The sequence below is a fragment of the Brevibacillus soli genome (genome assembly GCF_044759095.2).
GTDB lineage: Bacteria > Bacillota > Bacilli > Brevibacillales > Brevibacillaceae > JBIYSM02.
Genome location: NZ_JBIYSM020000044.1, coordinates 1 through 24,799, shown reverse-complemented (window position 1 = coordinate 24,799; position 24,799 = coordinate 1). Strand labels below are relative to the sequence as shown.

The window sequence follows — 24,799 nt, the reverse complement described above, 5'->3', positions numbered from 1 at the left end:
GCGAATCCTCAATCAATAAAATATTATAAATAAATTATTACATTTTGTTTGACGAAAGCTTTATCATGTAGCAAAATGTCAATAAATGTATAAAAAAGTAAAATATAGGAGGGAGTTTATGCTAGCGGAAAGTGCAGTCGAGTTGGTTAATCGCTGCTACGAACAAAGAAACAACCTGTTTACCTTGGAGGAGATGAAAGAGGACTTTATCACGTTTGTCTTTGGAAGCTATCAGGATGAGATTGTGATGACACATGGTTTGGATCGATTCTATGAACACCTGGATGATCTGCATTTAACCAACTGCCGGAAGGATTTTGACAAGGCGGTGGAAGATTGGTATCTGCTGTACTACGGCTGCCAAAACGAGGAAGCAAACTACCATGACATTTTGTTCATATTGGTAAAGGAAGCGCTGTTGGTCAATCAGTCTGACAACCGTGAGACGTTGATGCGGGATGTTACCAAGCTGCTTACGTCTCCCACCGGGTTCATGAGCCGATGGAGAGGCGGTGATGATAGAAAGCTTACCACTTACTTCAAGTACCTTAACCAGTTGGGCATCCGCACCTATGAAGACATAGAAGCAATTGTGGACATGTGGCTGCTGGAAAACCCAAACGCTTTCGACAGAAGACATCAGCAACTTCTTGCCAAATCCCGGCGGGGGAGACCAAACAATGTCGAACTGTCACTTCTTCTGGAGATGGCCTGCCAGTTAAAACCTGAGTTAACGCCTCAGGAACGAGAGCGCATTCGAAAGATCTACTATTATCACAGAAAGTCACTAACCATGCGAGAAATGATGGAAAAGTTCAAGAAGTACATCGTATCGAAAAATAAGGCTAACAACTCTCATGCAGGATAGGCCATGTTTCCATAAGGTAAACCGGTTTGTTTCCCACTTCCGTGAACTGGAGAAACAAGCGTATTCTCTCACAAAGGAAGAGGAACAGTCATGGCAAGCGCTCAAAGAAAAGCTTTCCGCTTCGGTCCCTGAAGAACAGAGATTTCCTGTTTCTCGCCGTATCATAGCCATTGCTGGATTATATCCGCGGGCAGGGGCAAGCTTTCTTGCCGGCAACTTTGCTTACTACCTTGCGGGTAAAGGTATTCCCACTACCTTGTGCGAAATGCCCGGAATTGTTTCCTATTACTACTTCGCGCTAGACTTCGAACGAAGAGCGCATCAAGACCTCAAAGACTCCGCTGAAAAAATGCTCCTCTTGCAAAACAACCTGCTGCGAATAAAAGTAGATGCCTCTCTTCAAAAACAAAACCCTTCTCAGATGGACATAACAAATTGGTTGTTATTGGTAAATAAAGATTCTCCGTGTGTGATTTTCGATTTGTCCTCGTATTGGACGGAAGAGTCGGTTCATAGAATCATGGCCTTGGCAGATGAAATATGGTTGGTTTTCGATTCTGACGTAGCACGCCTGACAAGCCTGTTTCTATCAGAAAAGGCCCCGAAAGCATGGAAAAGCATGGCCGACAAGATCAGAATAATTGCGAACAAATGGAACCCCCATCTTGCGCGTTCGGGCGTGATGAAAAGGGTGGAAGGCACAGTGTCGTTGTGGGATGAGGAACACCAAAAAAGAGAAATCGATGCTACTTTTCCGCTCATCGACAGTCAAAAAGTGTCGATCGCACAGTCAAAGGCGTCTCTCCTGTTGGAGGTCCATCCGGAGGAAGGCAAATGGTTTGAGTTATTGGTTTTCACTGAAAAAGGAAGGATGTTATGAAAAAGCAGACATTGTTTACCGTTAGTATTGTCTCGTTTTTGTTGGCAGCAGCTTGCTTTTACGCCGCGACCCGGTACCTTGACGCCCTTGTGGCTGAACGGCTATTCGCTCCTGTGGTCAAGGTGGCAAAAGGAAAAGAAATTTCTCCCTATGAACCGATAACCAGGGAAGACGTTGTACTGGTTCAGGAGGAAACAGATGAAATATATCCAGGTTCCTATCAAACGATTGAGAGTGTGTTGGGAAAAAGAAGCGTGCAAACCATTTATGAAGGAGAACAGCTGGTGGACAAAAAGTTGTCAGAAAGCCATTTGCTTCCTGATAAAGGAAAAGCGAGATATGAGTTTCCCCTGCACTCCATAATGCCGGTAACGGAACTTCGAAAAGGCGACTACGTAAAGCTATGGGTAAAATACAAGCCGATCACAGAACTTCAATCGCTCCCTGAACCGATGCATTTTCGCAAAAGCAATACCACGGCTGACCCGTTATTTGAGAGTCAGTTGGTAACTGTTAAAGATAACAACGGCATGGAAATATACACGCTAAAGCAGAGTCTGATGCCTGGCGCAGAGCAAATGGAGAGCGCCGTTTTCAAAGGCTCTGAGGCAAAAAAGTACACCAACGCAGAAAAGCGATATCGGGATTATCGTGCGCAACCTACTTCCTTGCCGGCTTATATTGGGTTTAATCTGACTGATCAGCAGTTCGTTGTACTAAGTGAAGCGATGAATTACGGAACCGTTCAGATCGGACATATTCTCGCCGCAGAGGAGGTGCAGTCCCGATGAAGACCCTTGTTTGCTATCCGATGAAATCCCTGGTGAATACATACGTTCCAGCCGGATGCGAGGCGTTAACGACGGAGAACGAGGAAGACTTCTTTCGCAAGGCAGATATCTACAAACCTGAAGCAGCGGTGCTTTTTTCCGAGATGTTTTCCTTACCGGTATGGGAATGGTTACCGAAAGCAAAGGCAAGTCTCTCAGACAGCGTTCCGATTATTATTGTGCCGTTATACAAAGACGAAGCTCTCATTAGCCATGTGGTTGAAAAATCGGGGATACAAAACACCTACCTATTGTCGGCGAATTCAACCCAAGAAGAGATACGAAACCGGATAGGCTTGATCCTCGGTATGAACGATTACGTGGAAAAAGCGAAATCAAGAGGCGACGGGATTGTGTACGCTCTCATGAGTCATGGTGGGTCCGGTATTACAACTTTTTGTATTAATTATCCGATCCTGCTTGCCAAGCGCAATCCGGAAAAACGAATCGCCGTCATTGACATGAATGGAGAAAAGCCGGATTTGACTAGATTTTTTAAGCTGGAGAAGCATCAATTGGCGTCGTTCCGACCTGATTTGTTGGATCTCTCTATCGCGTCCAGGCGAAACTGGATGTCGGTATGCAAACAGAGCAGCCACATGGATAATCTTTTTTACGCCAATGGCACAAACAAATGGAGGAGCTATGAAGTTACCAATTTGATTGAGGTGCTTCGCCGCCAATTCGATTACGTGTATATCGACTGGGGTTATTGTTTTCCTGAGACGGAAGCACTGCAGCGGCTGTTGTTCTCGGCGGATCGCAACCTGTTTTTCGTACGTGCCGATCCGTTTAGTTTAGAAGGCGCCGCGACTTGGATTAAGCGTTGGGCGGAAAAAGGGATCAGGCACGAGGTGTTGGTAAGTCATTTCGACAAAGGGCATCCGCACCGGATCGGGGAAGGCATCTCCGTCTACGGCGTCGTGCCGCGCATTTCGGACAATCGATTGATTCATTCGCATCGGAGTCACAGCGTGCTTGTGGAAGAATTTTTCCCACCAAAGCAATACATAAGCAGTTTACATGCCATCATTGATTCCGAAAAACGCAAAAGAGGAGCTGTCGTGTACGGATGAAAGCTACAGCTCACCGATGGACGGCGTCCCAGTTGAGCAGTGTGGATGACCTGAAGCAAGCAGCTCGCGACTACTTGAACCATTTTGGTACGACAAGAGAAGAGAAACTGGAAATGCAGCGAATCTTAACGCTGGCTGAGCACGGAGACCGGGAGAGCCACAGTCACATCATTTTACGGTTACAGCACTATTTTGAGGAGGTGGTAAAACGGCCGATTACGGAAGAAATCCTTCCGCAGGTAAATGGGTACGAAGGAATCACATTTGCCACTTATGGCTGGGGGATTCTGGATGTCGTCCTGCATATGTCTCCATGGATTGAAGAGGTCCGCATCTCTGCAGGAAAAAACGTAGCCTACTTGGAGCAAGGCATCAAAAAGTTTTTGCCGTACAAGCCCACTTGGCAAGAAGTAGAAACATTGCAGCAAAAACTTACCAATACAGCCGGACTCTCTTTTAATGAAAAAAAGCCAAGATTAAGCGGATACCTTGATACGCTAAAGGCGCGTTTAACCATGTTTACATTTCCGTACTCACGGGTTCCTACCATTATTGTCCGGCGATTTACGACACAAGCATTTTCCCTGGACCAGCTTCGGACGCAAAAGCTTTCTACTTTTGATGAAAAGGTACAACTGCTGATTGAACAGCAGGTCTATGGGCGGAGCAATGTACTGGTAATTGGCCCCATGGCTGCAGGAAAGACCACCATGATGATCTGCATGCTGAAGCTAAAAGATCCTCTGAACGACTTTGTCACTATCTATGAGAGCGAACATGAGATGCGCTTTGGGGATGTTTGGCCGGGAGAGGTTATCGAGCTGCAAAACGTGGAAGAGATTGGCATAGAGCTGGCGCATTGTTTTAAAGACATGTACCGTACGACGGCAAACACGATATTAATTGGAGAAATACGCGAACCGATCGAAGCATACCACTTTGTCAACGCAGGAGTCAGGGGGACTGACGCCACCATCGCTGCTTTACACGAACGCTTTGCTCACAAAGCGCTTAACGATTTGACTGATTTGGTGTACCAGTATGGCGGAAGGAGTATTGAATTGACCCAAGAAAGGATTAGCCGGGCGGTTAACTTTGTAAACTCCTTGAAGTATCGAAACAATGGGCATCGTTTTATTGATGCGATCCAGGTAACGGAGTGGAACGATGTGATGCAAAGGGTAGAATCTGTACCGCTGGTGTACCGCAACCTTGTTACGGATGAGTACGAGTGGACCGGAAAGATGCTGGAGGGGCACTTGGCAGAGTATATGTGTTATCTGGGACACGCTGATCTGGATGTGTTAAAAAGCCTGCATCTAACGGATATTGGAAGGCAAATATGAAGGTATGGATACTGGTACCCATGACTGTTTGTCTGTTGATCGGGTTTTTGGCCGCATGCTTTTACGGTTATAGAGTGTGGTCAACACCCAAGGTTTTCTTCCCGAAAACGGTATGGGCGATACGGGAGAAGCTGTTGCAAAATCAAACGAGGCGCCTTCTGTATGAGCGGTATACAGTCTGGTGTGCCGTAGCCGGCGGAGAGCCGGAAATGTATTTGCTGGTGTCTCTCTTCGGATCTGCCTCCGGTTTCCTGGTGGGAGTAATGCTGGGCAACATCATCGTCTCACTCTCGCTCTTTTTTCTGTTGATTTTGTTGCCGACACTGCTTCTTTACGCTCGGTACACGGTAATCATCAACAAAAAGATCCAGTCTTTCTGTTATTTTGTGGATTTGTTCTCCAGGTATTACAGCAGCCGAAAAAACATCATTCTGACGTTTCGTGAAATGGTAAACGAGTGCCCAAGGGAGCTTTTGCCCGACTTGATATTACTGAACAATACGCTGACGGACGGTGGCAGTTTGATTCGGGCGGTGGATGCTTTTGCCGAACGGTTAAACCACCCATGGGCATATGACTTTGCCACTTATGTTGCAAGCGGACTGGAGGGTGAGACCGAGGATATTCAAATATCGTTAAATCGACTGACCAATGAGATGTTTGTACAGCAGGATGAAAAGGAAGAAAGAGACAGCGAGATATACGCCATTTGGATTAGTTTGCTTGTAGTGATCGCGATTTGCGTCTGTTTGATTCCCTACAATCAGAGTTTATTGAAGGATTCATATCGTCTCTACTTTTTTACGGCCGATGGACAAGCGATTCTCTCTTTAGCTATTACCGTCTGGAGTTTGTCTATTTTGTTGGCGTTTATATGGGGACGGAGGTATCGCTAATGCAGGTAACGATTTTATATGCTCTGTTGGGGTTCGGTTCGCTTTGCATGTTGACCGTATTTTTTTCTCTAGGCACCCATATTGCTGCCCAACCACGCAGGATGTTGTTTGTCTCCTTTCAATGGTGGCAGACATGGGAAAAGACCATTGCGTCGAAAGAAGACACGAGATGGGACAAGCTGTTGAAACGGGCAGGGTATTTATTCGGTTGGGGAAAAGCGGAGTGGGTTTTTGCTCAACTGCTTAGCGGCAGTGCGGCGGTCTTGCTCAATCTGGTTTTTGTTCTGATTCGACAGGATGAGAACGTTCCGTTTCTCACACTGATACTTAGTTCCACGGCCAGTTTTTTTCTTCCGTACTTCCTATTAAAAGCGTGGGCGGGATACCGGGAGGAGCTTTTGAGCACAGACATCGCCCGCTTTATCAACCGGTATGTAAATCTGTTGGAAAACCACGTTCCCATTTACAATGCCATGGTAAAGGCTGCCCGGCCAACCCGGAAGCTAAAGGAGTATGTACCCACTCTTTCCGAGTGGAACAAAGATCCTGATGAAGCTTTGGAATCGTTTAAACAAAAACTGGGGATCGACGATGCCATCATACTTGTTTCCAGTATGAGAACAATCGAGCAGTTAAGTGTCAGTCAGATGGCAACTACGATGCAGCGGCTGGAGTGGGCTGTCGATAATCGTCGCATGTTTCGTCACCGCAAGAAAATCAAGTCATTGGGAATCGGATACAGCATTATTGTATACCCCGCTTTTTACATGGGGTTGCTTGTGGCCATGTTTCCCTGGTACAAGCTGTTGACCGAAATCCTGGACAAGTATCTGGTATAGAAAGGGTTTGTCGGATGAGCAAGCTTTTTTCCATTCTGATCTGCATCGTTTTTACACTGGGAATTATCGTTTCCAGTATGGCCGAAGTAAATCGAGCGGTTGTTAGAGATGACGGTTTGCGCGACCGTGCCGTTCAGTGGATTGATCGCGCAATCCCCTAATACAATCGAAAGAACAGGAGAGTGTTCAGAAATGTCAAAAATGTTCTTTATTTTTCTTGCTTGCGTAATGGTTCTTGGTATTGGTGTCAGCTCTTACGGTAATGAACTGAGTCCCTCTGCGATCGATTCGGCCGAACACATTAACGATTCGGTCAACTCCCTGAATTACGATACTGCGAACGAGAACATTCGCTTTACCATGCAAAACGGCACAACCTATACGAGTACAAACTGATGCTGCAGCACCATACATTCCTGATTATTATCATCATGATAGGAAGCTTGTGTGCGTTTCTTTGGGACTCTCATCCGCAAGATAGCCTCCAGCGTTCACAAGCAGAACGGGTGTACAATGCTGTGACGGTCAGTTTTCACTAGGAGGAAAAACCTAAGAGAGGACAATGGTAAAAACAAAGGTTTTCTTACTATGTCTTAGTGTCATGCTGGTGTTGTTTTCGTCTATCGCCGCTTATGAGATGTATGCAATGGAGCGGGCCATCGCTCGCGGATATTTTGCCGATCTTTTGGACGATATGCAGGATATTGGTTACCTAGAGCCGGATTTGGCCGATTATTACCGCAACGAAATGAGGGAGTTGGGATGGGAGGAAGGGGGGAATTTCTTCGCGGGCAGTTGGCCGCTTGCTGAAACGCAGCGAGCCAGAAAAGAAAACCATGAGATGGTTTCACTGACGCTAACGGTTCGCCCTACTCGAGTGGCCCAGTGGATAAACCTGTTCGTGGAGGGAGAAACCGTGTTCACGTTTACAGGCAGCAGGCCCTCGGAATACTTTGACCCGGGGTGGTAGTGCAATGAACAAAATGATTGCCATGCTTGTTTTAACGGTATTGGTGCTTCCTTTGACGGTTCGACTCTTGCTTTTTGGACCGGATAATTTGCTGACGGCATGCTCAAGGTTTTTTGCCGATCTGCTGGAAAACGTCACTCGTTTTGGAACAAGCTGATGGGACAACTGATTGCCACGATCATAAACGTGATGGTTCTGCTTCTTGTACCTGCAGGAATATTGCAAATTCACGCAGTTGTTCAGACCCATAATGAATTGCTGGAGATAGGCACTGCTGCAACGAAATATATCAGCAACAACGGGGGAACAAATGACGCGACGGTAGAACAAAACGTCAGGCAGTTTGTTCATCAGGAGTTGTCCAACAAGTTGTTTCAAGTACAAGAGCGGGATCTCCAACTTACCGTAACACGCACCAAAGCAGCCGATCCGGTATTGTGGAGCCATGAGGATGAATTTGAGTTGCGCCTCGAGATCCCGTTCCCGAGAATTACCGGCCTGTTTCCTGACTGGGGTGAACCCATTATCGTGGTGCGCAGCGGCACCGTTCAAGTGATGGATTACGACTTGTAAGGGAGAGGACGCTTACGGGAATCAATCTATTATCTGTCTCCGCACTGCTGCTTCTTCTCTTGATCGGTTTGGTTGTCGTTGACGCGGATGTTGCCATGCAAAAGAAAGCGGAGGTAAAAGCCCTTCTGGAACTTGCCAACCATCACGCTACGTTTGCTGTAGACCAAACCCTGAAAACGGAAGGCATCATCGACCTGGTGGAGGGGGAAGCGCAGACACGTTTTGATCGGCGCATGGAGGAAAACGGAGGCTACCACCGGGCAAACAATGCCTATCTGCCTTCAGCAGACAGCGTGACCACTGACCCGCTGCCGTTTGTCCGATACACCATCGACTTTCAAAACTGGCGCACCGATTTGCACCTGCGGCTTCGCTACAATGGAATCACCCTGCTGTTTGAACAGGCTGTTTCTGGCACGACACGGCCAGCCGGAGGACAGCTGCGCATCACCGTTATTACGGAGCAGAATGAAGCGCTTGAGCTGGCTCCGAAAACCATGGTCGGCCCCTCTGCGGTTGTCGTGGCGTATGTGGATGAGAGACCGTTTCTCCCGCTGCTGCCATCCCATTCTTTCCCCGTCGTCAGCGTGGAAGAATTAAAGTTCTAGTCCGGTACCAATCGACAAAATTCCTCCTGCCATCCCGACAAGCCGGGATGGCTTGTTTCTTGTGCCGACATCCTGTAAATGGTAACGCTTCCAGACACAATCTGCGCAGACTTCCGTTAATATTCTGTAAACAGGAAGGAATGTAGCAAGCCTTTGTCGAAATACGCTAACAGTAAGTACAGCACAGCTTCAGTACGTCACCGTTGCGCCACAACCGTATTGGAATGTATTCCAGAAAAGTGAGGGTTGCATATGACCGTGAGTACCTCCACTTTCCAGTCCACTCCTCGCCGCTGGCGGGAGGTTGAAAAGCAATTGGGGATTATCGTGCCCAAATCGTTGCGCTTTGACACGTCTGCCTTGTTGTTTCTGGAAAGCGTCGCTGCAACACCTATGTTGGACAAGGATGAAGAGATGGACTGCCTGCTGCGCTATCAGCAGCATGGCGACCTGGAAGCTCGCGAAACGCTGGTGCGTGCCTATCTTCGGTACGTGGTGAGCACGGCCTTGCGTCATCTGAAAAAGGGGATGCCGTTCCTCGACCTGATTCAGGAAGGCACGATCGGCCTCTTTACCGCAATTGACAAGTTTGACGTCAACCGTGGCGTGCGGCTGTATCACTACTCACACTGGTGGATTTCGCAGGCCATTACGCGTGCCATCAACGACAAGGGCGCGCTTATCCGCATTCCCGTGCACATGCACGAACAGATCCGCCAGTATCAAAAGCAGGTGCTGCAGCTGGCTCATCGGTTGAACCGGACGCCGGATCGGCAGGAAATTGCCGAACTGCTCGACATCCCATTGGAAAAAGTCGATACGATCGAGTACGCGTTGATGATGAAGATGGAATCCATCGACGACGAACTTGCCGACGAGCCGTGGACGTTTGATCCTGATGGAGAGCCGCTCAGCTATGCGGAGATCGTCGACGACGGAGAGACGTCGCTCGAAGACTGGATTGAAAAAGTGGATCTGCGTGCCCAGATGCTGGCCGCGCTTGAACGGCTCAGCCCCCGCGCTCAGGAGATTATCGCCATGCGCTACGGCTTGTACGACGACCAGGTATACACGCTGGAGGAAGTGGGCAAAATCTTCGGATTGACCCGCGAGCGCATCCGGCAGATCGAAGCGACTACCATTGACCGGCTGCGCAAACAGAAATGCTCCCGCGTATTGAAAGACTACCTTGAATAGACATTTGCACCCCCTCGCTTGTGAGGGGGTTTTTCATTGTGTACACTAGGGAGGCACGATCTTTTTTCACCATGATGAAGTGGCAACGTCGTGTCGCCACTAGAAAAAACGCGACGTCTTGTCGCCATGAAGAGGGAGGAATCGCGATGAGCGATTATTTGATACGCGCAACCGGGTTCGGCGGGCACGTTCGCGCCTTTGCCGCCCGTACGACCAATATTGTGGAAGAAATCCGCCGCCGCCACGACATGTGGAACACAGCGACAGCCGCTGCGGGACGCACGCTGACCTGCACGCTGATGATGGGAGCGATGCTAAAAGGAGAAGAGAACCTCTCTGTCAAAGTAAAAGGTGGAGGCCCCATCGGCCAAATCATCGCCGAAGCGAATGCCCACGGTGAAGGCCGGGCTTATGTGACCAATCCCCACGTTCATTTTGAACTCAACGAAATGGGCAAGCTGGATGTCCGCCGGGCTGTGGGGACGGAAGGTTTTCTCTACGTCGTAAAAGACCTGGGGATGCGAGAGCCGTACAAGGGCAGCTCGCCTATCGTGTCCGGTGAGATCGGGGAGGACTTCACCTACTATTTTGTCACCTCTGAGCAGACACCTTCTGCTGTGGGCGTAGGTGTGCTGGTGAATCCGGAGGATCGCTCCGTGCTGGCGTCCGGCGGATTTATCCTGCAGCTGTTGCCCAACACGCCGGAGGAAGTGGTCAGCAAGATTGAAGAGCGCATCGCAGGGCTGCCGCAGGTCTCCCGCATGATCGGCGAAGGCTTGACTCCTGAGGAGATCCTGGAGCGCGTGATGGATGAACCCAAAGTCCTCAGCCGCACGGATATCCGATTCACCTGCACCTGCTCGCCGGAAAAGGTCACCAAAGTGCTGATCAGTCTGGGGCGCGAAGAAATGGAAAACATGATTGCAGAGCAAGGGGAAGCGGAAGTGCACTGCCACTTCTGCAACGAGCGCTACCATTACGACAAGGCGGCGTTGGAAGAACTGTTGAAAGAGATGTAGTGCGTTCAAGGGAGGGGATTGCTTGAACAACGTAAAAGTGCTGTGGAGTTTGATCGGGGCGTTGTTGCTTTTGCTTCTGGTGGTGACATGGTCGTGGTACAAGGAGGCCGGGACGCTGCAAGCGGCAGCGGTTGTCGGAGAGGAGACCATCAGCCAAGCGGACTGGATCGGCTCATTGAAGCAAAAGTACGGAAAGCAAGTGCTGAATGATATGATCAACCGCGAAGTCGTTTTCCAGGAAGCGAAACGGCTGGGTATTACCGTCGATCCCAAACGGGTCGACGAAGAAGTGGCAAAAATTCAGGAAAGCTACGGCAGCAGTACCGACAGCGAGTTTCAGACTGCGCTGCAACAGCAGGGAGGAACCGATGTAGAGGCGCTGCGGCAGGAAATTACCTACCAGCTGCTGCTTCAGGAATTGGCCACCAGAGACGTAGCCGTCAGTGACGACGAATTGCTTGCGTACTACAACAACCACCTGTCTCAATACGCCCAGCCGATGCAGGCGCGCGTCTGGCAAATCGTAGTTGCTTCCCTGGCAGAAGCGAAACAGGTGCACCGGGAGCTTCAGAACGGTGCCAATTTTACCACACTGGCCAAGGAACGCTCGATCGACAACCTGACGGCGGCCAACGGAGGCGACATGGGGTGGGTGTCGTTTCGCGATCCCCATCTGGCCGACAGCCTCAAGGAAACCATTGCTTCCTTGGGATTGAACGAGGACAGCAACCCCGTTCCCTTGCAACAAGGGCAATATGCCATTATTCGCGTGATCGACCGGAAAGAAGCGAAACAGCTGTCGTTTGACGAGGTCAAGGATCAGATTCGTCGCGATCTCGCTCTGGCTCAGGTGGAATCGCTTGACGTGGTGCTCGATCGATTGAAGCAGTCCCTCGGGGTCCAAATTTCTGGGCAATCCCCTAATTGACGGGTGTACGGGGCGTTGTTATAATTAAGCCAACAAAACCGAGTAACTTACTCGGTAATTAGCGAGGAGGACGGAAGACATGCGCGTCGCGAATTCGATTACAGAACTGATCGGTCAGACTCCATTAGTCAAATTGAACCGCGTTGTCGATGAAGACTCGGCGGATATTTATTTGAAGCTGGAGTTTTTCAACCCGGGAAGCAGCGTGAAAGACCGTATTGCGTTGTCCATGATTGAAGCTGCGGAAGCGGAAGGGAAGCTGAAGCCGGGTGATACCATTATCGAGCCGACCAGCGGCAACACGGGAATCGGTCTCGCGATGGTAGCAGCGGCAAAAGGCTACCGCGCCATTCTAGTCATGCCCGAGACGATGAGTATCGAGCGCCGCAATCTGCTGCGCGCGTACGGTGCCGAACTGGTGCTGACACCGGGTACGGAAGGCATGGGCGGAGCGATCCGCAAGGCAGAAGAGATCGCGAAAGAGAATCCTTCCTACTTTATGCCGCAACAATTCAAAAACCCGGCCAATCCAAAAGTACACCGCGAAACGACGGGGCCGGAACTGGTGGAGCAGGCCAAACAAATCGGCGGTATTGACGCGTTTATCTCCGGTATCGGCACAGGCGGTACCATTACCGGTGCGGGCCAGGTGTTGAAGGAACACTATCCTCATGTGCACATTGTCGCCGTAGAACCAGCGGCTTCTCCGGTTCTCTCCGGTGGAAAACCGGGCCCACACAAGATTCAGGGGATCGGTGCCGGATTTGTTCCGGACATTCTCGATACGGACATCTATGATGAAATTATCACCGTAGAAAATGAAGAGGCCTTTGAAACGGCTCGCCGCGTCGCCCGTGAAGAGGGAATTCTCGGCGGAATCTCCTCCGGGGCTGCCATTTTTGCCGCACTGAAAGTGGCCCGCAAACTGGGCAAGGGCAAAAAGGTGGTCGCGGTCATTCCGAGCAACGGTGAACGCTATCTGTCCACGCCGCTCTATCAATTTGAAGAATAGGATACGCACTCTTCCAAGACCATGGCGGACGTTCCTGCACCATGGTCTTTTCTCTTACTCTTTTGAAGGATATAATGTATCGCGATAGGTCATGCGAAAAAATCGGAGTGTGAATACATTGATCCTGCCTACTTTTGCCGACATCAAAAAGCTCGCTGCCGACTATCCATACGTACCCGTTGCCGTACGTACGGACTGGCCTGCCGCGCTCGATCCCTGGCACCTGCTGAAACAGCTGCGGCCCTCGTTGGAAGGTACGGTGCTTTTGGAGAGTGGACGAGCCGGGCGATACACCTTTTTGGCCCATCAGCCGATTGCCGTTATTCAGAGCAAAAACCTGCATACGACCATTACGTTTGCCGAAGGGCTGAGGGAGAAGGTCGAGGGGGAAAACCCTCTGTTTGTGCTTCGCAAGCTGCTGCAGCGTTACCGGACGCCGGTTGTTCCGGGTCTGCCCGATTTTGCCGGAGGAGCGGTAGGCTATCTCAGCTACGACATGAACCGTTTCTTTGAGCCGACGCTGCCTGATCTCGCAAAAGATGACTTACGGCTGCCCGATCTGTATGCTATGCTAATGCAAGACCTTCTTGTCTTTGATCATGAGGCTCGTACGGTATTTTGCCTCACCCACCTCCCGACGGAGAACCTGACGGAAGCGGTCTACCGGGATGCCGTGGAACGATTGACCAGACAAGCGGAGGAAATCTCCCTGATCGCTGCTCCTATGGTTGAAACCGACTGGGAGTCACTGCGGAAGCGCCCGTTGTCCTCGGCTACTCCGGCGCAGGTATCCTTTGCGAAGGATCAGTTTGAGCAGGCGGTTCGCCGCGTTCAGGAGTACATCGCCCAGGGAGACGTGTTCCAGGTGAATCTTTCCGTACGGCAGAGCAAACCGATTCACGTCGAAGCAGACGAGGTGTACGATGTGCTTCGCCGGCTTAATCCGTCACCGTACATGGGGTATCTCCACTTCCCCGAGTTTCAGCTGGTCAGCGGGTCACCCGAGCTGTTGGTCAAGGTAAAAGGCGGCGAAGTCAGTACGCGGCCGATTGCGGGAACGCGTCCCCGCGGAAAAAACGATGCTGAAGACGAAGCGTTGGCCCGTGAATTGATCGAAAATGAAAAAGAGCGGGCGGAACACGTCATGCTGGTCGATCTGGAACGGAACGACCTGGGCAGGGTATGCCGCTATGGCACTGTCGAGGTAAGCGAATGGATGGTCGTGGAAAAGTACTCCCACGTCATGCACATCGTTTCCCACGTAAAAGGGATGCTGGCGGACGGCAAGGACGCTTTCGATGCGGTGGCAGCCGCTTTTCCGGGCGGGACGATTACCGGAGCTCCCAAGGTGCGGACGATGGAGATCATCGAAGAGCTGGAGCCTGTAAAGCGGGGCGTCTACACCGGATCCATCGGCTGGTTTGGCTTTAACGGAGAAGTGGAAGTGAACATCGCTATCCGCACCATGGTGGTGAAGGACGGGATTGCTCACGTCCAGGCGGGAGCGGGCATCGTCATTGACTCCCGGCCCGAGGCGGAGTACTACGAGTCGCTGAAAAAGGCGGAAGCGTTGTGGAAAGCATTGGAGTTGAGCGAGAACAGAAAGACGAGTCGAGAGGAGACGAGAGTATGATTATCATGATCGACAACTATGATTCCTTCACGTACAATTTGGTCCAGTTCGTGGGCGAGCTGGGCGAAGAGCTGCAGGTGTACCGCAACGACAAGATTACCATTGAGGAGATCGAGCGGCTCTCGCCTGATTATTTGATGATTTCTCCCGGACCTTGCACGCCGAATGAAGCCGGAATCAGCATGGATGCCATTCGCCATTTTGCAGGGAAAGTTCCCATTTTGGGTGTGTGCCTGGGGCATCAGTCCATTGGACAGGTCTTCGGGGGCAAAGTGATTCGCGCCCATCGTCTGATGCACGGAAAAACGTCGGAAATTCACCACGACGGGAAAACGATCTTTCAGGGCATCCCGTCGCCGTTTACAGCGGCTCGCTATCATTCGCTGATTGTGGAAGAGGAGACCATTCCGGATGTTCTCGAGGTGACGGCACGGACGGCTGAGGGTGAAATCATGGCGATTCGCCACCGCGAGTATCCGATTGAGGGTGTGCAGTTCCACCCGGAGTCCATCATCACGGAACACGGCAAACAGCTGCTGCGCAACTTCCTTACCGCATATGCAGCCAAAAAGACCGTAGGTTAACGTTCATACAACAGATACCACTCACATTGCGGGTGGTATCTTTTTTATTGAGCCTTTTGCAAAATTAGCTTTTCATTTGAAAAATGAAGGTTAAAGATATCTAAGGTTGCAACCAACCACTTTCACAAGGCAAAGCAAAAAAGTAATATAGGCATACGAGCAGAATTTTCTCAGTCTCTTTTTGAAAAAAGTCATCACGCAGCTTTTTGAGTTGGTTTCACTTTCGTACCAGCTAATGTTGATACGAATAAAACAATCGCATTCAAATACACATGATTTCTTACTTTTTGAATGCCTCCCACATGAAGGTCATTTGCCGTTAAATATTCCTTCAATCGGGAGTTGCATCGCTCGACACTCGTCCGTTTGTTATAAAGCTTTTTCCCGATGGAGTTCGCAAACCCTTGTAGTGCAACGGGTCAGAAATCTGCAAAAGGCTCAAGTAAATAGGTAAAAAGAATTCCAAGATTGAAAAGCCTAGTAAGTCAACTGTGAGTGAATAATTGGTTACAATAAGGGAAGGGGCATTGAGTCACTTCTCTTTTTTCATTACTATATGAGCGGAACAGAAGGATAAAAAGGAGATACATGTATGAAAAAGTTGTTTTTACTTGGTTGCCTGTTGTTTGTCTTGTGGATCACTTGGATTATGTTGGGAATACCTAAACATGATGTTCAACGTTTACTAATTGTAGTTGTTGGTGGGGCAATCGCTTTCCCGCTTTATTTTGCGTTTAGCTATTTGTTAAAAGGGAATCCCCGAAAAAAATGGATTGCTTGGTTAGTGATCGCGCTCACCCCTTTTACGATCGCACCTGCTGCTATGTATATTCTTGCCCAATTTGTCGCTAATCGGTAACGGTTAACGACCGAATCCTGACCGATCAGTATTAGATTTACATCTTGTTACATTTCAATGAATATTTGATGAAATGTCGTACCGAAACATCATTTCGACGTGAAATTACACTTGTGTATATCAATTTCCTTTGCCAAGGAAACGGTATATAAAGGTTGACGTCGGTCCTCATGGCGCTTTTGGCCGGGGTAATTTTTTCGCATGAACAGAACATGTATATCCGATCAGGATTGATGATCGGCGCGGGCATTGCTTTGCATAATTTCCCCGCGGGACTCATGCTTGGTACAACCTCTATTCATTTGCCTCATTTGGGACGCGATTTAGGATTAGTCATGTTTCTGCACAACTTACCAGAAGGGGTAGCGATGGGAATTCCGTTAGCGTTGGGGAGGGTGAAACCTTTAAAACTCGTTGGTTTGGTTCTCGCGATAAGCTCTCCGTTCTTTGTTGGAGCTATTGTAGGATCCTTCATACATATTACCAATACCGTATTATTGTCTGTCTTAATCGCAGCCGCATCTGGCATGATTCTATATGTTTCATGGAACGAGATATTCTTTCAATCCTTGCGTGGAATTGCTGTTCCAGTAGCTTTTCTTCTGTTCGTCCTTGGCTATTACCTAAGCAAATTTATTCTGTAGGGAATAAGACAAAAAACAGCCTTACCTCTGCTGAAAGCGTAGGTAAGGCATTCTTGTTGCACCTAATGAGAATGGTCATGGTCATGGTGCTGGTGGTCATGGTCATGGCGATGATTGTCACGGGCTTGAGGACCAACCTCGCACATCAGTTCACGATGGCGAATACTCGAATTTTCAACTTGAATCGTGGCATGGGTGATTCCGAATTTCGTTTCCAGCAGGTGCAAGGCTTCATGCAGCACGGGATAGCTCGGGACATCATCCTTTACATGGAGATGGCAGGTCAGGGAATCAAAGCCTGAGGTAACGGTCCAGATATGCAAATCGTGTACGCTTTTTACGCCTGGGAGACCAGATAAAGCAACAGCGACCTTTTCAATGTTAACAGTAGAGGGGGTTCCCTCCATGAGTATGTTAACGGACTCTTTTGTCACTCGCCAAGCACTCACCAAAACGAGAATTCCGACAACAATGCTGATGATCGGGTCAGCAATATACCATCCGAACCGCCATATGACAAAGCCGGCAGCGATTGCACCTACCGAACCGAGCATGTCACCAAGTACATGCAAGAATGCACTGCGCAAGTTTAGATTGTTTTTGTAATCGCCACGCATCAGGACGAAGGCTGCGGAAAGGTTTGCCAACAAACCGACAAACGCAATCCCCATCATCGACAGACTCGCCACTTCAGGCGGAGCGAACAATCGTTCATACGCTTCCCAGAAGATGTAGAGTGAGATCAGCACAAGTGTTACCCCATTAATTAATGCCGCCAGGATCTCAAAGCGATAAAAACCATACGTTTTTTCGGGAGATGGTTTTTTGGCGGCAAAATACATTGCGATCAGACTTAAAAACAGAGCGGATGAATCGCTGAGCATATGACCGGCGTCGGAAAGAAGGGCAAGGCTGTTAGTCATAATCCCGCCGATAACTTCCACAATGAGAAAAGTGGTAATAATGATAAGGGCGATCATCAATGCCTTTTTGTTAGCACCTTTTCCGTGATGGTGATGACCGTGGCCATGAGAATGGTCATGATGGAGTCCCATAGCGTTGCTCCTTTCACTGGATATTGTTTCTACTGTACTTTCCATTATAGGAAAGAATCCAAAAACATTCAATTAATCATTTGAATGATGGACAAAAAAATGTCCGAGTCATCCTTTGGCTCGGACATTCATTTTTTCCTCTTTCGCGTGGTCTACACCTGCAGAGATGAGATGCCGTACATGGTCATCATCTAATGAGTAAAACACCAATTTTCCTTCTTTACGGTATTTTGCAAGGCCCATATTACGTAGGAGCCGCAAGTGATGAGAGGTATTGGCGATGGAACTCCCAATGATGGAGGCGATGTCACAAACACAAAGTTCATTTTCCAAAGAGAGAACGTAAATGATCTTGGCACGGGTGTCGTCCGCCAGAGCTTTGAAGATTTTAGCAACACCTTGGGATTCGGATACACGGGGTTTTAAACGATTCACTTTATCTTCGTCAAAACACTGCACTTCGCAAACGTCGTCTTTATCTATCGTAGACATCGTAAACCACCTTTTCAAAACTTCTCCCAAATGTCTTTTTATTATAGCCATGAAATGAAAAATGTGAAAAGAAAAAAGTGCAGTCCCACCATGAAAAAAACCATTCAAACAAGTTTGGATATTACGTGAAAGGTTTGTGTCTTTGTAGAGTTTTCAAGGAACTTTGATATAAAATTATGATGTTCAAAAAAGCATTTAAATATGTGGTTGCGGAGAAGAGGCAGGTCATCTTCATAACGGTAACTGTTTTATTAAAGAAGTAAATGCGGATGATACGCGAAGCCGACTCCAACGCCAATGCCTAGTTAAGTATATATCTGGTAACCAAATAGCCCGAAAGAGCCATGGCAGTTCCATCTAAATAAGATTACCATGGTCACGAAAAAATGAATGGAGGAGGATGTACGGTGAAAGGTAACAACTATCGATTGAACATGTGGAGAACAGCTGTATTATTTGTGATGGTTTGCTTGGCGCTCATTCCAACATCAGCTTTTGCCCATACTGGTTTAGAGAAATCAACACCGCAAAATCAGCAGGTGGTAACAGAAGTGAAGGAAATCGTCTTGGAGTTTGAGACGAAAGTGGAGAAAGCCAGTACCTTTACGGTAAAAAGTGAGCAAGGTGAAGTCATTGAAGCAAGCAATATTCAAATTGACGGTAAGGTAATGAAGGGCACTATAACGAAACAACTTCAAGACGGAACGTATACCGTTCATTGGAAAATCGTAGGATCCGATGGCCATCCGATTGAAGGGGACTTTTCATTTGTCGTAAAAAATCCGAAAGCGGAAAATTCGGCACCCCCAAGTTCTCAAGAGAAAGGAACTTCCGCAAATCCAACCAATAACCAGACAAATCAGTCACCTGCGGAAAACAGCGGCCAACCGCAGCAATCACCGGCCGCCACTAACGTTCAAACGCCTGAGCCTTCCCAAGCAAACAACGCAGTATTTTGGGGGGCTGCCGCGCTTGTCGGCATTGCTCTCATAAGCCTTGTATGGATGATGAGAAAGAAGGGCAAGTAAATGTTCACGCTGAGCGAAATCGTGCTGTACCTTTGCTTTTCCATCCTGGCAGGTGGATTGCTCATTCAAATGGTACCGGACAACAGTAAGCCGACGGTTAGGTTACCGAGGCCATTACTGTTATCGTCAGTTGCAGGTATTGGAATTCTAACCTTCATGCCGGTTCTTCGCGTAATTCTGTACTTTATCTCAGATCCGAATATAGATTCATGGGATCTGATCAGTTCCGTGCTATTCTCGTTTGAAGTCGGCAAAGCGTGGTTGATTACCTTAGGTCTATCCATTGTCCTGTTCATCATGATTACCATGACGAATCCATCAGGGAAATCGTCTCAGGAATTGCTCGTACCGAAGCTGGTACTAACGTTCGGGTTGGTACTGGCACTGAGTTGGTCTAGCCACGCAGCCTCCTTTTTTGAATGGAACGGATTCCTTGCCCATATGGTACACTTCCTGTCTATGGCGGTATGGTTAGGGATTCTCCTTGTTACGGGATGGTTCTCGAAAGGGGAGGCGAACTGGGGCTCTTTTCTTTCTTGGTTTCATCCGCTTGCCATGGCCTGTGTTGTCATGACGGCGGCAGCTGGGCTTATTCTGACGTTATACATCTCGCCGGAATACCTGAACGGTTGGATTTTCTCCTACGGGCAGGCGCTGCTCATCAAGCATTTGCTGTTGATCCCATTACTGCTGTTTGGAGTCATAAACGGATTTTTGTTAAAGAAACGGTTGAAAACTCAACCTGACTTTAACCCTCTTAGCTGGTTTAGGGCAGAAAGTGTGTTTGTGCTCGCGATCTTCGGAGTCACGGCGTTTATGGGCCAGCAGGAGACGCCCCATGAAGCTGCAGCCGCGCTAAAAATGTCTGAGCCGTCTCCTCTGTTTTCATTTTTCTATCAGGGTGTACTGGACGACAGTCCCTCCCTATTCCTGGCGATGAATGGAATTAGTGGTATTTTATTAGCAGCTGCACTTCTGTTTGGGGCCATGGTTGTCTTGGCCTACCAAAAAAAGATGTCCCCGTATATTAGTGTCCTGATGGGAATCCTGTGTGCTGCTTCAGGGTATCTTTCGTTGATGTTAGCCATTCGGTAAAAGGGAATCATCATGTACAGAGAAGTTGCTGGAGCCGATCAATGAACCGCTTGGTTTCGTATTAGCAGTAATTTTGTAAATCAAACATACACCGAATCCTCATCAAATCCTGTGGTGAGTATTCGGTTTTTTTGTAAAAGCTGTTTACAAAACAATCCTCTTGGGCATATGATGAACCTAAAGGGTGTTTGCCTAGGGCAAAAATATGTCACTTAGGAAACATGCTTTTTTTACACCTTAAAAGTTGCACTAGGCAAAAAAATATAAATTGGTACAACTATTTTGCAGGAGGGGAATTTTCAAATGATTAACGAGAAAATGGATCGCCGCGAAATTCTCAAAATGGGAATATTCGGCACGTTAGGAGCTTTCGGCGCGACCATCCTGGCACCGCTGGAACGTGCATTTGGATCCGGTCATCATATAACTGCGACTGCAAAAACGAACATGAGCCATGCACGAATGGGGCATGGGTATGACCCAGGGAACGAGATGACCGAAGGGTTGAAGATGGCTCACAAGGTATTGACCGATTTTGATTACGGGAAGGTCAGCACACTTCCGAATGGTCAAACACTGCGTGAGTATGAGATTGTTTCAACGGAGCAATCCGTAGAGGTCGCAAAGGGATTGATGTTCCCGGGATGGGTGTATAACGGGCGTATACCTGGCCCAACGATTCGCTGCACGGAAGGAGACATCGTACGTGTCACCTTCAAAAACCTTTCGAGCCACCCGCACTCCATACACTTCCACGGAATTCATCCAACGAACATGGATGGATTGGAGCCGGTTCAACCAGGCGGTACATTTGTTTACGAATTTGCGGCAAAACCGTATGGAGTTCACGTGTACCACTGTCACGTGGCGCCTTTGGCAAGACACATCCACAAAGGAATGTATGGAAACTTCATCATAGACCCGAAAAAGCCGAGAGAAAAGGCGCTTGAGTTAAACATGGTCATGAACGGCTTCGATCTTGACTTGGACGGAGAAAACGACGTGTACACAGTTAATGGTTACGCTTTTGCGTATCATAACCACCCCATTCAAGTAAAGGCAGGTGAGTTGGTACGCATTTATTTAAGCAACATGACGGAGTTTGACATGTTGAATTCATTCCATCTTCACGCTAACTTCTTCCACTACACGCCGAACGGTCATGAATCCAACCCTCGCATCTTTACCGACACCATATCCCAGATCCAGGGGGAACGGGGCATTCTTGAAATTGTCTTTCCGCAGCCAGGGCGTTATATGTTCCATGCTCATCAAAGCGAATTTGCCGAGTTGGGCTGGATGGGATTTTTTGAGGCGAAATAAGGGGAGGGATCACGATGAGTCAGCTTCAAATGGAGACAAAGACAAACCCAAGAAGCCGGTTGGTATTGACGGCACTGCTGCCTTTGGGGTTACTGATAGGTGTTTTACTGTTATTTTTCACCGCTGGGATCGGGATTGAACAAGAGGCTGCCGCTCCGATTGAAAATCTGGCGATTAACCGCGTAGAGGTTACGGACAATGGCTTCGTGCTGGACGTAAAGAATGTGGGACCGGAAGAAATGACAATTGCCATGGTGACAGTGGATGACTCCATTTGGAATGCGGAGTTTGAACCTTCCAGCACCTTGGCCAGATTTGAGTCGGGGAAAGTGTACATTCCGTATCCCTGGGTGTACGGCGAACCGCACGCGATCAAGTTAATGACGGCAAATGCCATCGCGTTTGAAGCAGAGGTTCCCGTTGCCCAAAAGACACCAACTCCGACAACGGATTTATTTATTCAATACGCGGTGATCGGACTGTATGTAGGGGTAGTGCCGGTTGGATTAGGATTGATGTGGTATCCGTTTATGCGCAACTTTAACCGAAAAGGGATTCACGCTATGCTGGCCCTGACGATTGGTCTGCTGATTTTCCTGGTTGTTGACACGTTTGAAGAAGGGCTGGAAATTGCAGGAGGGGCAGCCGGCATCTACCAAGGTGTGAGCATTGTTTTTTTGGGAGCGCTACTTAGCTTTTTGGCACTGGTTGCGTTTGATCAGTACAGCGAGAGAAAGCAGAGAGGACGTAGCAATGGCATCCGAACATCCTATCTTCTGGCCAGCGGCATTGGACTTCACAACTTAGGGGAAGGGCTGGCCATCGGTTCAGCTTTTGCCCTTGGTGAAGGATCGCTGGGAACCTTCCTCGTGATCGGATTTACTCTGCACAATATTACAGAAGGGATTGGTATCGCCGCACCGCTGCTTGGTGAGAAGCCAAAGGCAGGTACTTTCGTTTCGTTGGCCGCCATTGCCGGGGCACCGGCTATTCTCGGAACATGGATCGGCGGTTTCGCCTTTTCCCCCGTCTTGTCCACGCTTTTCCTGGGTATCGGTGCCGGCGCGATCATTCAGGTGGTCTACGTCATTGCGAAACACTTGTTTAAGGAAAGCCAAGCAAATCGTCTTCCCGCCGTATCATGGCTCAATTTGGGAAGCATGTTTGCGGGGATCGTCATCATGTACGCAACAGCCTTTCTCGTAAAGTTTTAAGGGGGGAAACGAGATGTTATCCAGTATCGGCATACCCGGGCTCATTCTGATCCTGGTGATCGCGCTGGTCGTATTTGGGCCGAGTAAGCTTCCGCAGATCGGAAAAGCGATTGGTGATTCCATTCGGGAGTTCAAGAAGTCAACCAAAGACGTATTTGAAGATGGGACGAAAGAAGATGGGACGAAATAAGGGTGAGGGTACTTCTCAAAATGAGAGAAGTACCCTTTTTCTATCATGATTAACACAATCTGAACCCTGCTTAACCTTTCCATTACATTTCTTTACCTGGGAAAGAAAATTCCTTAATATTCGACGATTACAATCATATTTGAATGATAGATTTTTTTAAATAGTAGGAGGTATATGATGTATAGCAAATTCTCGAAGAAACTGGCACCTATAGCCGTATTGTCCTCTTTGGCTATCACAACTGTACTGTATGGAGCGAATCCAGGTTTTGTAAAAGCTGACGAAAATAAAGCCAATAACGCGAAAATCAAGAATATTATCTTTTTGATCGGGGACGGTATGGGAACATCCTATACAACTGCCTACCGTTATATGAAAGATGATCCAAGCACGCCCGTTATGGAAAAAACCGAGTTCGACAAATACCTTGTTGGTGCTCAAATGACTTATGCAGAAGATGAAAATGAAAATATCACAGATTCAGCCTCCGCAGCTACCGCCATGTCTGCCGGAGTGAAAACGTACAACAATGCGATCGCGGTAGATAACGACAAGTCCGAAGTGGAGACAGTCCTTGAAAGAGCCAAGAAGTTGGGTAAAGCTACTGGTTTGGTAGCGACTTCCGAAATCACGCATGCAACCCCTGCTTCTTATGGGGCACATGACGAAAGCCGCAAGAACATGGATGCGATTGCAAATGACTACTATGATCAACTGATCAACGGAGAGCATAAAATCGATGTTATGCTTGGCGGCGGTTTGAAAAACTTTGTTCGCAAAGATCGCAACTTGACAGAGGAGTTTAAGAAAGACGGTTACAGCTATGTAACAACGAAAGAAGAGCTATTGAACGACAAGAATAACAAAATTCTTGGTTTGTTCGCCGAGGGCGGAATGGACAAAATGATTGACCGTTCTGAAGCAACCCCTTCCTTAGAAGACATGACAAAAGCTGCCATTGAACGGTTGAGCAAAGATAAAGATGGCTTCTTCTTGATGGTAGAAGGAAGCCAAATTGACTGGGCTGGTCATGACAACGATATCGTTGCCGCGATGAGCGAAATGGAGGATTTCGAGAAAGCATTTAAGGCAGCGATTGATTTTGCAAAGAAAGATGGTCACACCCTGGTGGTGGCTACTGCTGACCATTCTACCGGTGGATTATCCGTTGGTGCAAACGGCAAATACAATTTCCTTGTCGCACCGATTAAAGCAGCAAAACGTACGCCTGATTTCATTTCTGCTGAAATTGCGCAGGGTGCAAATGTAGAAGAAACACTGAAGAAGTACATTGAACTGGAATTGACTGCGGAAGAAGTTCAATCGGTAAAAAATGCAGCTGCGACCAAAAAACAAACCGATATTGACAATGCCATCGAAGCAATTTTCAATGCTCGTTCCTTTACAGGATGGACAACCGGTGGGCATACCGGTGAAGACGTAAACGTATACGCGTTCGGTCCCGGAAAAGAACGGTTCTCCGGCATGATTGATAATACGGATAATGCGAAAGTCATTTTCGAAATCTTGGGCGGCAATAAGGGTTCAGTGTATAAGAATTTATAAATTTGGACATCCCATACAGCCGCTAGAAAAGTGTTCGGGGCCCCGCCCGGCGAAAAAAGGGACCCCACTCGGCT

29 protein-coding genes and 1 pseudogene are annotated in these 24,799 nt (G+C 48.3%); 27 read left to right on the top strand and 3 right to left on the bottom strand.

What is annotated here, in order from left to right; genetic code table 11:
• Window positions 1–118: 118 nt before the first annotated feature.
• The 18 genes from ACE99V_RS16745 to pabA all read left to right on the top strand — a co-directional run bounded on the left by ACE99V_RS16745 (window position 119) and on the right by pabA (window position 15,259).
• Window positions 119–868 (top strand): hypothetical protein, encoded by a 750-nt coding sequence (locus ACE99V_RS16745; RefSeq protein WP_400492139.1) that lies wholly within the window; start codon window positions 119–121, stop codon window positions 866–868.
• Window positions 858–1,748 (top strand): P-loop NTPase family protein, encoded by an 891-nt coding sequence (locus ACE99V_RS16740; protein WP_400492140.1) that lies wholly within the window; start codon window positions 858–860, stop codon window positions 1,746–1,748. Before ACE99V_RS16745 ends, ACE99V_RS16740 begins: the two co-directional genes overlap by 11 nt.
• Window positions 1,745–2,539, top strand: coding sequence for an SAF domain-containing protein (locus ACE99V_RS16735; protein ID WP_400492141.1), 795 nt, complete (start codon window positions 1,745–1,747; stop codon window positions 2,537–2,539). Before ACE99V_RS16740 ends, ACE99V_RS16735 begins: the two co-directional genes overlap by 4 nt.
• Window positions 2,536–3,654 (top strand): CpaE/TadZ family protein, encoded by a 1,119-nt coding sequence (locus tag ACE99V_RS16730; RefSeq protein ID WP_400492143.1) that lies wholly within the window; start codon window positions 2,536–2,538, stop codon window positions 3,652–3,654. The genes ACE99V_RS16735 and ACE99V_RS16730 overlap by 4 nt, the downstream gene beginning before the upstream one ends.
• Window positions 3,651–5,000 carry an ATPase, T2SS/T4P/T4SS family gene (locus ACE99V_RS16725; RefSeq protein ID WP_400492144.1) on the top strand — a complete coding sequence of 450 codons (1,350 nt, stop codon included), beginning with the start codon at window positions 3,651–3,653 and terminating at the stop codon, window positions 4,998–5,000. Before ACE99V_RS16730 ends, ACE99V_RS16725 begins: the two co-directional genes overlap by 4 nt.
• Window positions 4,997–5,896 carry a type II secretion system F family protein gene (locus ACE99V_RS16720; RefSeq protein WP_400492145.1) on the top strand — a complete coding sequence of 300 codons (900 nt, stop codon included), beginning with the start codon at window positions 4,997–4,999 and terminating at the stop codon, window positions 5,894–5,896. Before ACE99V_RS16725 ends, ACE99V_RS16720 begins: the two co-directional genes overlap by 4 nt.
• Window positions 5,896–6,735: a hypothetical protein gene (locus tag ACE99V_RS16715; protein WP_400492146.1), complete on the top strand. Its 840-nt coding sequence runs from the start codon at window positions 5,896–5,898 to the stop codon at window positions 6,733–6,735. Before ACE99V_RS16720 ends, ACE99V_RS16715 begins: the two co-directional genes overlap by 1 nt.
• Before the next feature lie 14 nt (window positions 6,736–6,749).
• On the top strand, window positions 6,750–6,896 hold the full coding sequence (locus tag ACE99V_RS16710) for a hypothetical protein (protein ID WP_400492147.1): 147 nt from the start codon (window positions 6,750–6,752) through the stop codon (window positions 6,894–6,896).
• A gap of 401 nt (window positions 6,897–7,297) precedes the next feature.
• On the top strand, window positions 7,298–7,705 hold the full coding sequence (locus tag ACE99V_RS16705) for a hypothetical protein (protein WP_400492148.1): 408 nt from the start codon (window positions 7,298–7,300) through the stop codon (window positions 7,703–7,705).
• A 4-nt stretch (window positions 7,706–7,709) separates the two neighbouring features.
• Complete coding sequence (locus ACE99V_RS16700; protein ID WP_400492149.1) at window positions 7,710–7,862, top strand: hypothetical protein; 153 nt, start codon at window positions 7,710–7,712, stop codon at window positions 7,860–7,862.
• Window positions 7,862–8,278, top strand: a complete 417-nt coding sequence (locus ACE99V_RS16695) for a hypothetical protein (protein ID WP_400492150.1) — start codon at window positions 7,862–7,864, stop codon at window positions 8,276–8,278. The genes ACE99V_RS16700 and ACE99V_RS16695 overlap by 1 nt, the downstream gene beginning before the upstream one ends.
• Before the next feature lie 95 nt (window positions 8,279–8,373).
• Entirely contained in the window at window positions 8,374–8,886 is a 513-nt protein-coding gene (locus tag ACE99V_RS16690) for a hypothetical protein (RefSeq protein ID WP_400492151.1), read from the top strand.
• A gap of 252 nt (window positions 8,887–9,138) precedes the next feature.
• On the top strand, window positions 9,139–10,083 hold the full coding sequence (locus tag ACE99V_RS16685; protein ID WP_400492152.1) for a sigma-70 family RNA polymerase sigma factor: 945 nt from the start codon (window positions 9,139–9,141) through the stop codon (window positions 10,081–10,083).
• A 146-nt stretch (window positions 10,084–10,229) separates the two neighbouring features.
• Window positions 10,230–11,102 carry an Hsp33 family molecular chaperone HslO gene (hslO, locus tag ACE99V_RS16680; RefSeq protein ID WP_400492153.1) on the top strand — a complete coding sequence of 291 codons (873 nt, stop codon included), beginning with the start codon at window positions 10,230–10,232 and terminating at the stop codon, window positions 11,100–11,102.
• A gap of 22 nt (window positions 11,103–11,124) precedes the next feature.
• Complete coding sequence (locus tag ACE99V_RS16675) at window positions 11,125–12,030, top strand: peptidyl-prolyl cis-trans isomerase (RefSeq protein ID WP_400492154.1); 906 nt, start codon at window positions 11,125–11,127, stop codon at window positions 12,028–12,030.
• Window positions 12,031–12,109: 79 nt separating this feature from the next.
• Window positions 12,110–13,042, top strand: coding sequence for a cysteine synthase A (gene cysK / locus ACE99V_RS16670; protein WP_400492155.1), 933 nt, complete (start codon window positions 12,110–12,112; stop codon window positions 13,040–13,042).
• A gap of 121 nt (window positions 13,043–13,163) precedes the next feature.
• Window positions 13,164–14,675, top strand: coding sequence for an anthranilate synthase component I family protein (locus ACE99V_RS16665; protein WP_400492178.1), 1,512 nt, complete (start codon window positions 13,164–13,166; stop codon window positions 14,673–14,675).
• Window positions 14,672–15,259 (top strand): aminodeoxychorismate/anthranilate synthase component II, encoded by a 588-nt coding sequence (pabA, locus tag ACE99V_RS16660; protein WP_400492156.1) that lies wholly within the window; start codon window positions 14,672–14,674, stop codon window positions 15,257–15,259. The genes ACE99V_RS16665 and pabA overlap by 4 nt, the downstream gene beginning before the upstream one ends.
• A gap of 194 nt (window positions 15,260–15,453) precedes the next feature.
• Here pabA and ACE99V_RS16655 read toward each other — a convergent pair.
• Window positions 15,454–15,642, bottom strand: a pseudogene (locus ACE99V_RS16655) (transposase); the annotation flags it as partial.
• A gap of 209 nt (window positions 15,643–15,851) precedes the next feature.
• Between ACE99V_RS16655 and ACE99V_RS16650 the strand changes: the two are divergent.
• Together ACE99V_RS16650 and ACE99V_RS16645 are read left to right on the top strand one after the other, a co-directional pair.
• Entirely contained in the window at window positions 15,852–16,118 is a 267-nt protein-coding gene (locus tag ACE99V_RS16650; protein WP_400492157.1) for a hypothetical protein, read from the top strand.
• A 170-nt stretch (window positions 16,119–16,288) separates the two neighbouring features.
• Complete coding sequence (locus ACE99V_RS16645; RefSeq protein WP_400492158.1) at window positions 16,289–16,762, top strand: ZIP family metal transporter; 474 nt, start codon at window positions 16,289–16,291, stop codon at window positions 16,760–16,762.
• Window positions 16,763–16,824: 62 nt separating this feature from the next.
• On the opposite strand, the gene ACE99V_RS16640 is transcribed toward ACE99V_RS16645, so the two are convergent.
• The gene (locus ACE99V_RS16640; protein ID WP_400492159.1) at window positions 16,825–17,817 is read right to left on the bottom strand and encodes a cation diffusion facilitator family transporter; all 993 of its coding nucleotides are present in this window, start codon (window positions 17,815–17,817) and stop codon (window positions 16,825–16,827) included.
• Between the two features lie 108 nt (window positions 17,818–17,925).
• Window positions 17,926–18,309, bottom strand: coding sequence for an ArsR/SmtB family transcription factor (locus ACE99V_RS16635; RefSeq protein ID WP_400492160.1), 384 nt, complete (start codon window positions 18,307–18,309; stop codon window positions 17,926–17,928).
• 199 nt (window positions 18,310–18,508) lie between these two features.
• Here ACE99V_RS16635 and ACE99V_RS16630 point away from each other — a divergent pair, with 199 nt between their 5' ends.
• The 7 genes from ACE99V_RS16630 (at window position 18,509) to ACE99V_RS16600 (ending at window position 24,725) form a co-directional block, all read left to right on the top strand.
• Window positions 18,509–18,670 carry a PCYCGC motif-containing (lipo)protein gene (locus ACE99V_RS16630; RefSeq protein ID WP_400492179.1) on the top strand — a complete coding sequence of 54 codons (162 nt, stop codon included), beginning with the start codon at window positions 18,509–18,511 and terminating at the stop codon, window positions 18,668–18,670.
• Between the two features lie 46 nt (window positions 18,671–18,716).
• Window positions 18,717–19,337, top strand: a complete 621-nt coding sequence (locus tag ACE99V_RS16625; protein ID WP_400492161.1) for a copper resistance CopC family protein — start codon at window positions 18,717–18,719, stop codon at window positions 19,335–19,337.
• Window positions 19,338–20,432, top strand: a complete 1,095-nt coding sequence (locus ACE99V_RS16620) for a copper resistance D family protein (RefSeq protein ID WP_400492162.1) — start codon at window positions 19,338–19,340, stop codon at window positions 20,430–20,432.
• 303 nt (window positions 20,433–20,735) lie between these two features.
• Complete coding sequence (locus ACE99V_RS16615; RefSeq protein WP_400492163.1) at window positions 20,736–21,755, top strand: multicopper oxidase domain-containing protein; 1,020 nt, start codon at window positions 20,736–20,738, stop codon at window positions 21,753–21,755.
• Between the two features lie 14 nt (window positions 21,756–21,769).
• Window positions 21,770–22,969, top strand: a complete 1,200-nt coding sequence (locus ACE99V_RS16610; RefSeq protein WP_400492164.1) for a ZIP family metal transporter — start codon at window positions 21,770–21,772, stop codon at window positions 22,967–22,969.
• A 13-nt stretch (window positions 22,970–22,982) separates the two neighbouring features.
• Window positions 22,983–23,159, top strand: a complete 177-nt coding sequence (locus ACE99V_RS16605; RefSeq protein ID WP_400492165.1) for a twin-arginine translocase TatA/TatE family subunit — start codon at window positions 22,983–22,985, stop codon at window positions 23,157–23,159.
• A gap of 177 nt (window positions 23,160–23,336) precedes the next feature.
• A complete protein-coding gene (locus tag ACE99V_RS16600) occupies window positions 23,337–24,725 on the top strand; it encodes an alkaline phosphatase (RefSeq protein WP_400492166.1) in 1,389 nt (462 codons plus the stop codon).
• Window positions 24,726–24,799 lie beyond the last annotated feature (74 nt).